The organism is Mycobacterium nebraskense (assembly GCF_002102255.1).
In the GTDB taxonomy this organism is placed as follows: Bacteria; Actinomycetota; Actinomycetes; order Mycobacteriales; family Mycobacteriaceae; genus Mycobacterium; species Mycobacterium nebraskense.
In genome coordinates this window covers 1-9,187 of the sequence record NZ_LQPH01000140.1, presented here as the reverse complement: position 1 = coordinate 9,187, position 9,187 = coordinate 1, and the positions used below count along the sequence as shown (strand labels likewise).

General features: G+C 66.4%; 11 protein-coding genes. 3 read left to right on the top strand and 8 right to left on the bottom strand.

The features are described from left to right. Positions 1–107: 107 nt before the first annotated feature. The gene (locus AWC17_RS19210) at positions 108–1,382 is read left to right on the top strand and encodes an HNH endonuclease (protein WP_046186950.1); all 1,275 of its coding nucleotides are present in this window, start codon (positions 108–110) and stop codon (positions 1,380–1,382) included. On the opposite strand, the gene AWC17_RS19205 is transcribed toward AWC17_RS19210, so the two are convergent. The 3 genes from AWC17_RS19205 to AWC17_RS19195 form a co-directional block, all read right to left on the bottom strand. Continuing rightward, a complete protein-coding gene (locus tag AWC17_RS19205) occupies positions 1,379–2,077 on the bottom strand; it encodes a mycothiol-dependent nitroreductase Rv2466c family protein (protein WP_046186949.1) in 699 nt (232 codons plus the stop codon). The genes AWC17_RS19210 and AWC17_RS19205 overlap by 4 nt on opposite strands. Positions 2,078–2,096: 19 nt before the next feature. Continuing rightward, positions 2,097–3,017 (bottom strand): HpcH/HpaI aldolase/citrate lyase family protein, encoded by a 921-nt coding sequence (locus AWC17_RS19200; protein ID WP_046186948.1) that lies wholly within the window; start codon positions 3,015–3,017, stop codon positions 2,097–2,099. A gap of 242 nt (positions 3,018–3,259) precedes the next feature. Then, positions 3,260–4,222: a hypothetical protein gene (locus tag AWC17_RS19195; protein ID WP_046186317.1), complete on the bottom strand. Its 963-nt coding sequence runs from the start codon at positions 4,220–4,222 to the stop codon at positions 3,260–3,262. Positions 4,223–4,533: 311 nt separating this feature from the next. Here AWC17_RS19195 and AWC17_RS19190 point away from each other — a divergent pair, with 311 nt between their 5' ends. Then, complete coding sequence (locus AWC17_RS19190; RefSeq protein ID WP_046186318.1) at positions 4,534–5,103, top strand: hemerythrin domain-containing protein; 570 nt, start codon at positions 4,534–4,536, stop codon at positions 5,101–5,103. Between the two features lie 39 nt (positions 5,104–5,142). Then, positions 5,143–6,585, top strand: coding sequence for a protein adenylyltransferase SelO (locus tag AWC17_RS19185; protein WP_197083498.1), 1,443 nt, complete (start codon positions 5,143–5,145; stop codon positions 6,583–6,585). A gap of 2 nt (positions 6,586–6,587) precedes the next feature. Here AWC17_RS19185 and AWC17_RS19180 read toward each other — a convergent pair whose 3' ends face one another. From AWC17_RS19180 to AWC17_RS19160, 5 genes are read right to left on the bottom strand one after another with little or no spacing between them, the layout of a single operon-like run. Continuing rightward, on the bottom strand, positions 6,588–7,415 hold the full coding sequence (locus AWC17_RS19180; protein WP_046186320.1) for an LLM class F420-dependent oxidoreductase: 828 nt from the start codon (positions 7,413–7,415) through the stop codon (positions 6,588–6,590). Positions 7,416–7,420: 5 nt separating this feature from the next. Continuing rightward, positions 7,421–7,825: a DUF4267 domain-containing protein gene (locus AWC17_RS19175; protein WP_046186321.1), complete on the bottom strand. Its 405-nt coding sequence runs from the start codon at positions 7,823–7,825 to the stop codon at positions 7,421–7,423. A 57-nt stretch (positions 7,826–7,882) separates the two neighbouring features. Then, entirely contained in the window at positions 7,883–8,134 is a 252-nt protein-coding gene (locus tag AWC17_RS19170; RefSeq protein ID WP_046186322.1) for a hypothetical protein, read from the bottom strand. A gap of 39 nt (positions 8,135–8,173) precedes the next feature. After that, complete coding sequence (locus AWC17_RS19165) at positions 8,174–8,614, bottom strand: YkvA family protein (protein ID WP_308292929.1); 441 nt, start codon at positions 8,612–8,614, stop codon at positions 8,174–8,176. A 33-nt stretch (positions 8,615–8,647) separates the two neighbouring features. Next, positions 8,648–9,031, bottom strand: coding sequence for a DUF732 domain-containing protein (locus AWC17_RS19160; protein ID WP_046186323.1), 384 nt, complete (start codon positions 9,029–9,031; stop codon positions 8,648–8,650). Positions 9,032–9,187 lie beyond the last annotated feature (156 nt).

Below are 9,187 nucleotides of genomic sequence, written 5' to 3'. Positions count from 1 at the left end.
CCTCCGTGACGAAGAACTGGACGAAGAATTTGCTTTAGAAGCCTTGCCTAGCAACATATTTGGAGAATTCTAGGCCGTTAGTCCACTTAAGCAGATAAGCAGTATGTATGTTCGAAGAATTGGCAACCGTTGACCCGGCAGCCGACGAATCAGCCCTGATCGAGCGCATCGCCGAGCTGGAGACGGTCAAATGTGCGGCCGCCGCAGGCCAGGCCCGAGCGGCCGTCGCACTGGAAGCGGCACGCCGAGCCACCGAAGCAGCCGCCGGGGTGCCCGCTGCACGACGAGGACGCGGTGTGGCCAACGAGGTCGCGCTGGCGCGGCGCGATGCACCCGCCCGGGGTGGCCGGCATCTGGGCTTCGCCAAAGCCCTCGTACACGAGATGCCGCACACGTTGGCGGCGCTGGAATGTGGGGTGCTGTCGGAGTGGCGCGCGACGCTGATCGTGCGCGAGAGCGCCTGCCTGGAGGTCGAGGACCGCCGCGCGTTGGACGCGGAGCTGTGCGCCGACCCGGCGAGCCTGAACGGAATGGGCGACGCGCGAGTAGCCGCGGCCGCGAAGGCGGTTGCTTACCGGCTGGATCCACACGCCGTCGTCGAGCGGGTGGCCAAGGCCGAGACGGAACGCACGGTCACCATTCGGCCAGCGCCCGACACGATGACGTATCTCACTGCGTTACTGCCCGTAGCTCAAGGTGTTTCGGTGTACGCGGCGCTGCGCCGCGAAGCGGACGCCCGCGGCGACGGGCGCTCACGCGGGCAGATGATGGCCGACACCTTGGTCGAACGAGTCACCGGCCGCGGCGCCACCGTCCCGACTCCGATCGCGGTCAACCTGGTGCTCTCCGACGAGACGCTGCTCGGCGGTGACGATGCGCCGGCCGACCTCGGTGGCTACGGTCCCATTCCCGCCGCGGTCGCGCGCGCGATGGTCATCAGCGCTGTCACCGACCGGCGCTCGCGTGCGACCCTGCGCAGGCTCTATGCGCATCCGCGGGCCGGGGCGCTGGTGGCCATGGAGTCACGAGCTCGCATTTTTCCGCGCGGGCTGGCCGCATTCATCGGACTACGCGATCAACGCTGCCGCACTCCCTACTGTGACGCGCCGATCAGGCACCGCGACCACGCACAACCGTGGGCCGACGGCGGCCCGACCACCGCGGACAACGGCCTGGGTCTGTGCGAGAGCTGCAACTACGTCAAGGAAGGCGCGGGCTGGCGGGTAAGCACCGCCGTCGACGAAAAGCACACCCACACAGCACTATTCACGACCCCGACGGGCAAGAGCTACCGATCGACGGCACCGCCGCGCGCGCCGGCGATCACGGTCAGCAAGGTGGAAATCCGAATCGGGGTCTCACTCGCGCGACACGCGGCCTAGGTTCCCTGGCCGGTGAAGCGCGAGACATCGATGACCTCTCCGCGATTGATGCTGACCCAATCGCGCCCGTCGAGGTAGGGACGCAGGCTTCGGCCGATGAGCTCGACATCGGCGGGTGACTTGGGCCGCTGCAGCTCGTACACGTGGGGCAGCTCGGCCATACCGGCGACGACATTCCACAGCGTGAGGGCCTTGGGACCGGTCGGCGGATCCACGAGTACCGGCCCAAACAGGCACTGCCCCAACAGGAACAGCGTCGGCACCCCGTAGCCGCCGGCATCGATCACCCGTTGATGGTCGTCGCGTATCTCGTCGTGGGTGGTCGGATCGTCCAGCGCGGCGTCGAAAACCGACGCCTCGACGCCGATATCGCTGAGCAAGCGGCGGGCAACCTCCGGGTCGTGCGGTTTGCCGCCCAGCGTGTGCAACTCATGCCCGATGGCGGCGTACCACCGATCCAGCAGCGACATGTCCGTTCGGCGCAGTAGCGCTCCGATACGCATCAAAGACCATCCATAGGACCACTGCCGCTCCCACGGGTGCTTCTGGCCCTCTGACCGGTTGATCTCTTCGAGGCTGAAGAATCGCCAATCGACGGTGATGCCAAGTTGCTCGCGAACGTCGCGGATCCACAACGAGGTCTGGTAGGCGAACGGGCACATCGGGTCGAAATGAAAATCCACCACAACGCTCATCTCGGCCCCATTCCACCACTCAGTAGTGATAGGTATCCGACGGCGCGGGCGAGTGCTCCCGTTCTTCGTCGTCGTAGTCCGACGACTCGATTTCGTAGGCACGAGCCAGCTCGAGGATCTTGGTGGCCCGCGCGATGCGCGGCAGGTCGGAGCCGTTACGAATCTCTCCCCCGTCACGCTCGAACTCGGCGAAGAATTCCTTGGCCCAAGAGATTTCGTCCTGCGACGGCGACAGGCCCTCGTTCACCACGGCGCATTGGTCCGGGGTCAGGCAGATTTTGCCCGTCATCCCGAATTCCACGGAGACGGCCGTAGCTTCGATCAGCTTCAAAGGGTTGGAGCCGATCGTGGGTCCGTCGATCGCGCTGGGCAGGCTGGCCGCCTTGGCGGCGATCGTGAAGCGCGACCGGGCGTAGGCCAGCGTGCTCGGGTCTTCCCCGAAGCCGGTGTCGCGGCGGAAATCGCCGATGCCGAAGGCGAGCCGGAAGGTGCCTTTCGCCGCGGCTATTTCGGTGATGCGCTCCAGGCCGCGCGCCGTTTCGACCAGCGCCACGATCGGCACGTTCGGCAGCCGTTGCGCGGTCTCGGTGACGTGGTCCACAGATTCGACCATCGCCAGCATCACCCCGCCGACCGGCGTGCCGGCCAGCGCGGTGAGGTCGTCTGCCCACCATGGCGTGCCGAAGCCATTGACGCGGACCCAGTCGGTGTTGCCGGCGCCCAGCCAACTCACCACGTTGTCGCGGGCGGTGTGCTTGTCTTTGGGCGCTACGGCGTCCTCGATGTCGAGGACGACGATGTCGGCCCGGGAGTGTGCCGCGGACTGGAACCGGTCGGCGTGCGCACCGTTGACCAGTAGCCAACTTCGGGCCAGAACCGGGTCGATGCGATAGCCGATCTCGTCGGGGTCCGTCGCGCTGCTGTTGATCTGGTCGTACATCTCGTCTTTTCGTGGTTGTCAATCGTCGGGCTAGCTCCTTAACCGTAGCGATATCCCGAAACGGGCGGTGGGGCATGGCCCTGAGAAAGCGAAAAACGGGCGCGCAGCCGACCGACAGGCCCGCCCGCGCCACGCAACGCGAGACGCGCTGCGCTGTTGAATCCTCGCCTCAATAGGCTTGGCCGCCCGGGCGGGTGAGAACCCTTGCCCGGGCGGCCTTGCCTTTAGAATCCGCCGGTCGGCTAGTTGATGCCCACGACCTCCTGCGCGATCGCGGCGACGCGCGTTTGGGCGGCCGACACGACCCGCTGGCGGTTCTTGTTCGCCTCTTCGTAGGCAATGATCGCCCGCACGTCGCTCGGATTGGTGAGTTCCTTCACCTCGGCGGCCGCCTCGGTGACGTTGAGCTCGTCGTAGTTGGCAATGGGCAGCTCATCGGCGTCGAGGACTCCCACAGCGGCGCGGGCCGCGTGCAGGGCGTCGGCGGTGTGCCGGGCCCCCTCGTTGCGGGTGACCTTCTCGGCCGCCTCGAGAGCGGCGTTCCGCGACGCGGCGAGCGCCCGGGTGGCGACGTCGCCGGCGTGCGCGCTCCGGCTCACCAACTCGTTGAACGTCGGCCGGGCGGAGCGCAGTGCGTCCGCGGCCCTGTCGACCCCACGGACCGACCACTCAACCGGCAGGTTCACCAGTTTCACCGCGGTACCGGCCGCGGCCTGCAGTGGCGTGCGGCGCAGCGCGGCCGGGCCGCCAAGCGCATCCTCGGCGAGCACGGTCGTCAGCCAATCGACGGTCGCCGAGTGAGCAGTGATCAGCCGCGTCGCGAGGCTCTCGACATCGGGAAGATCGCCCGCGACGGCCAGGGCTTTGAGGTAGCGGGCCCGGTCCAGCAGTTGATCCTCCAGCGCAAGGTCGCCCAGAAGCGCCTCGTCGAACGGTTGGGCCTGCTCGGTCAGGGCCTTGACCGCCGCGGCAGCCCGACCCAGGAAGGGCCCGACGATGTCGGGAAATCCGCCAAGCTCGCGGATCGCCTTCTCTATGGCCTCGGATCGATCACGCGCATTCGACGCGTTCTGCCTCAGCTCACGCTCAACCGCCTCGGTACGCGCCTGCGCGATGCGGGTCTCGGCAACCTGGATCTCCGTGTTAGTCAGCTGGTGAAGCGCACGCAACTGCGCCAGCACCGTCGTCTTGTCCCATGAAGTCATCGAAAATTCGCCCTCCTGCGTTGATTGTTTGGATCGGCATGAAAGCGCCTCTTAGCGGCTACCCATTCACCCGCCCGCAGATAACATCGACCTTCGCCGTGTGACCCATCTCGCTTTGCGGAACCGGCGTTCGGCCTGCTCAACAGGCACGGAAGTTGTTGTCTGCCAACACCTTCAGAACGGCCTCACCTCGCGCTGCCGTGGTGGCGCGGGGGCATCGTTTAGGGGCTTATCCAGCGGGTATGCCTAGCCAAGCCGCACACAGCCCACAGTGCGAGTCCCAATTCCCCGAGAACACTGGAGGTACGGCGATGGCCGACATGATTGTCCAATCGCCCGACGAGGTCGTCGCATTCCTGAAAGCGCAGCACAACGTCATCGAGGACCTGTTCGATGAGGTGCTGTATGCGTCGGATCCCCAGGCGCGGGAGAAGCCGTTCGCAACGCTGCGTCAACTGCTCGCCGTGCACGAGACAGCCGAAGAAATGGTGGTGCACCCGCGCGTGCGCCGCGAGGCCCATGCCGGCGACGCCATCGTCGACGCCCGCCTCAAGGAGGAGCACGAGGCCAAGGAGCTGCTGTCGCGCATCGAGAAGCTCGATATCACCTCGAAGGAGTTCATCGACGAGGTCACCAAGCTGCGGGAAGCCGTGCTCGACCACGCCAAGCAGGAGGAAAGCGAAGAATTCCCCGTGCTGCAGCGGGAAGTCGATGATGCTGACCTCAAGCGGATGGGTGCGGCGGTGCGGGCGGCCGAGGCCATCGCGCCGACCCACCCGCATCCCGGAGTCGAATCGGCGAAGCTGAACTTTGCTCTCGGACCGTTCGCGTCGATGCTCGACCGCGCCCGCGACCTCATCGGGCAGGCCCTCGGCTCGTAGTTTCGCCGTAGGCTCGTTGAGGTGAGTGTCGCCCCGGATATGACCGTTGCTCTACAAGACCGGTTCTTCCGTGAGTTGCCGGAGATGGCCGTCCGCTGGCAAGCAGAGGCGCCGGCCGACCTGCGGTTGCTTGCGCTCAACGAGCGGCTTGCGGAGGAACTCGGGGTGGACGCCGCCTGGCTGCGCAGTCCCGACGGACTGCGTTTCTTGGTGGGCGATCTGGTTCCCAGCACCGCCGTTCCGGTGGCCCAGGCTTACGCCGGGCATCAGTTCGGTGGCTTCGTCCCCCGGTTGGGCGACGGACGCGCACTGCTGCTTGGCGAGCTCGTCGACGACGACGGGCGGCTGCGCGACATCCACTTGAAAGGATCCGGGCCGACGCCGTTCGCGCGGGGCGGCGACGGTCTGGCGGCGGTGGGGCCGATGCTGCGCGAGTACATCGTCAGCGAGGCCATGCACGCCCTCGGGGTGCCGACGACGCGATCGTTGGCCGTCGTGGGTACCGGCCGCCCGGTGTTGCGCGAGGCGGAACTGCCCGGGGCCGTGCTGGCCCGCGTGGCCAGCAGCCACCTGCGGGTAGGCAGCTTCCAGTTCGCCGCGTCCGCCGGCGACGCCGGCCTGCTGCGGCGCCTCGCGGACCACGCGATAGCCCGCCACCATCCCAGCGCCGTGGAGGCCGAACGTCCCTACCTCGCGTTGTTCGAAGGGGTGGTCGCCGTCCAGGCATCGCTCATCGCGCGCTGGATGCTGATCGGATTCGTCCATGGGGTGATGAACACCGACAACATGACGATCTCCGGCGAGACGATCGACTACGGACCGTGCGCCTTCATGGAGGCCTACGACGCCGACACGGTCTTCAGTTCGATCGACTTCTGGGGGCGCTACGCGTACGGCAACCAGCCCGTCGTCGCCGGCTGGAATCTCGCCCGTTTCGCCGAGACACTGCTTCCCCTGCTCTCCGACGATGTCGAGGAGGCGGTCGCGCTGGCGGAGAACTCGTTCGGAGTTTTCCGGCGCGAGTACGACGCCGTGTGGTCGTCCGGGATGCGCGCCAAACTAGGTTTATCCGACGCCGAAGTACAAGACTCCGCGGCGCTGGTCGACGAGTTGCTCGCCCTGCTGAAGGACAGCCACGTCGACTACACCTCGTTTTTCCGCCACCTCAGCCGCGCGGCGCGAGGCGATGCCGAACCCGCGCGCGGCTTGTTCATCGACCTCGCCGGGTTCGACGCGTGGTTGTCGCGCTGGCAGGCGCTGCGCCCGGACGCGGACATCATGGACCGGACCAACCCGGTCTACATTCCGCGCAACCACCTGGTCGAGGAAGCCCTGGCGGCCGCGACGGCGGGCGATCTCGGTCCCCTCGAACAACTCCTTGCCGCAGTGACCTCGCCCTACGACGAAAAGCCGGGCCTGGAACGCTACGCCAGTCCAGCGCCGGAGGACTTCGGCAAGTATCAAACCTTCTGCGGCACTTAGCTTTACGTTAGATTAGCCGACTCGGCCTGCAGCTCGTCGAGACGCCGAAGGGTCTCATCGCGAGGCTCGGTGGGCAGTTCCACCAGCAGGTGCTGCAACCCGAGAGCGCGGTAGCCCTCGAGCTCTTCGGCCGTCGGCGCGCCGCCATGGAAGCTGATCACCGGTACGTCCGGGCCGGCCAGGTCGCGCAGTTGCTCCAATTGCGGCGCCAAGACCTCCGCCGATGGTGTCATCGACAACCAGCCGGCATGCAGCCGGGCGATGCGTTTGAATCCCGCGGGTCCGCCGCCCAAGTACAGCGGCGGATAGGGCTTCTGCACCGGCTTGGGCCAACTGTAGATGGGGCCGAAATTTACGAATTCGCCATGGAATTCGGCCTTTTCGTGCGTCCAGATCTCGATCATCGCGTCCAGTCGCTCGTCAACCACTCGTCCCCGAACCGACGGGTCCACTCCGTGGTTGGCTATTTCCTCGCGCAGCCAGCCGACGCCCACGCCAAACTGAAATCGTCCCCGCGACACCAGATCCAGCGACGCCACTTCTTTGGCCGTGTGAATCGGATCGCGCTGGGGCACCAGCGCGATGCCGGTGCCGAGGACAAGCCGTTCGGTGACCGCGGCCGCGGCGGTCAACGCCACAAACGGATCCAGGGTGCGGTAGTACTTCGGCGGGATGGGACCGCCGGCCGGATAGGGGGTGACGTCGCCCGCCGGGATGTGTGTGTGCTCGGCGAGGAACAGCGACTCGAATCCACGCTGCTCGAGCGCCTGCCCCAGCTCCACCGGGCCGATGCCCTCATCGGTTACGAATGTCAGTACGCCTAAGCCCATGGTGCTCAGTCAACCGCATCTGGCTCGCCCTGGCGACCGCTTGTCGTCCGACGCGCCGCGCCCCAGAGCCCCACGCCGATCCCCACGACGGCGCCGCCCAGCCCGATGATCCGCTGCGAGGGCTTCAGCTGGTCATGGACGCTGATGCCGCCGAGCAGGTCGGCCGCGTCGGCGCCGCCGGACGCCAGGAACCAGCCACGGGTGTTCTTGCGGCGCAGCGCCGCCGTCGCGAGCATCCCACCGATCAACGCGTCGCGATATCCCATGGACCGCAACAACAGTCGCGCCGTCGGCGTCGGCTCGCCCGGATCCCCCCAGAACCGGTTCGCGCTCAAGGGGTCGACGAGAAACCAGACGCCGGAGGTGAGTCGGATGCTGCCCGCGAGAAGTGCCGCTCGGTCGATTGACATGCTCGGCAGCCTAGGAGCAAACCCCACTCTTGCGCATGGCTTCGCGCCAAGAGCCGGTCAGGGGGCCGGGCACGCGTGGGCGATTTGGATGGAGGCCGGCCACAATGCTGTGGTCAAGCCGAAGGCCACCGCGTCGGCTCCCGCGGGGAACACGGTTTCTACCCGGGCCTGAATCTGTCGAGCCTCTTCAGCGTGAAAAAGAGTCCACACGAACCCGATACACAAATATGGGATCGCCAGCCACAACGCCAGTTCGATCAGTGCGCCGATCCTGACTTGGTATCGCATGGTGCGCCGAAGTAGATCCATAACCGCATGCTCCTCACATGGCCGTCGTCAAGCGCAGGGTCACTCCAGCGCGGGATCGGGCAGCCCGCAAAGCCAACACAGGGTGGCCAGGCCTTCGGGTGTGCCGGGCCAGTGCTTGGCGAGCGCATCGGGCCCCGCCGTACGGCTGACCCAGCGCAACACCAGGCCGACGATGACCACGTCGTCCGCGAATCCGATGACCGGGATGGCGTCGGGTATCAGGTCGATGGGCGACACGACAAAGGCGATCAGCGCGACCAACGCAATCCGGATCCGCCGCGGCAGTTCGGGATCGGCGGCGAGGCGTTTCAGCAGCCGAAGCACGTCGGGCAGCAGGCGTACCAGGTCCTGCATGTTGGCCTTGGGCCTCAGCAGCCAGAAGGTGACCGCGAGAATCAGCCAGATCACCGCGAACGCACTCAGGATGCCGATCGGAATCATCCACCAGTCAGACCACATCACGTCCATCTTGGTGGGCACGGCCCGGGCATGCCAGCGCCGGCAGGTTTCTCCCTAACCCGCCCCTAGCGGCGGCAGAGGAATGAAGGGAATCATCCAGATATCGGGCGGCGGTTTCGGTGGCTCCGTGGTCGGTTCGCCGAGGTGTTGGGGGCAGTAGACATTCACCGCACTGGTCGTGAAGCTGGTCGCGTCCGACACCGTGAATCCCGCGTTCTCCGCCGACACACTCTGGATGACGTCGGCTTCGGAGTGACCCTGGTCCATCAGTTCGCAGGCCTTCTTGCCGACCCGAATGGCCACAGCACCGCTCTGGTAGGGAACGCCGGCCTGATTGAGCGCCGCCAAGAAGTTCGCATCGGGGTTGCCGGCCGGATCGGCCGCCGCGGGCGTGGCGGCGCCAACGACGGCGGCGAAGCTCGCACACACGAAAAGCATCCGCACCGGTTCATCCTTGTACGGATGGTCGGCGTTGTCGTGTCAGCCTGTGTCGCCGCGATTCGGTGTGAGTTGAGTCCGCGTTGACTCGCCAGAAATGCGCGCGAAAGGGTGGTTCGTTGCCTCACGGAAAATGCGCGCGTACTCCCAGTGGAT

Bases quoted from the DNA above. Each gene is read 5' to 3' on its own strand.
- AWC17_RS19195 (WP_046186317.1), bottom strand. From the start codon at position 4,222: ATGACTTCATGGGACAAGACGACGGTGCTGGCGCAGTTGCGTGCGCTT.
- AWC17_RS19170 (WP_046186322.1), bottom strand. From the start codon at position 8,134: ATGGATCTACTTCGGCGCACCATGCGATACCAAGTCAGGATCGGCGCA.
- AWC17_RS19175 (WP_046186321.1), bottom strand. From the start codon at position 7,825: ATGTCAATCGACCGAGCGGCACTTCTCGCGGGCAGCATCCGACTCACC.
- AWC17_RS19180 (WP_046186320.1), bottom strand. From the start codon at position 7,415: ATGGGCTTAGGCGTACTGACATTCGTAACCGATGAGGGCATCGGCCCG.
- AWC17_RS19200 (WP_046186948.1), bottom strand. From the start codon at position 3,017: ATGTACGACCAGATCAACAGCAGCGCGACGGACCCCGACGAGATCGGC.
- AWC17_RS19160 (WP_046186323.1), bottom strand. From the start codon at position 9,031: ATGCTTTTCGTGTGTGCGAGCTTCGCCGCCGTCGTTGGCGCCGCCACG.
- AWC17_RS19205 (WP_046186949.1), bottom strand. From the start codon at position 2,077: ATGAGCGTTGTGGTGGATTTTCATTTCGACCCGATGTGCCCGTTCGCC.
- AWC17_RS19185 (WP_197083498.1), top strand. From the start codon at position 5,143: ATGACCGTTGCTCTACAAGACCGGTTCTTCCGTGAGTTGCCGGAGATG.
- AWC17_RS19210 (WP_046186950.1), top strand. From the start codon at position 108: ATGTTCGAAGAATTGGCAACCGTTGACCCGGCAGCCGACGAATCAGCC.
- AWC17_RS19190 (WP_046186318.1), top strand. From the start codon at position 4,534: ATGGCCGACATGATTGTCCAATCGCCCGACGAGGTCGTCGCATTCCTG.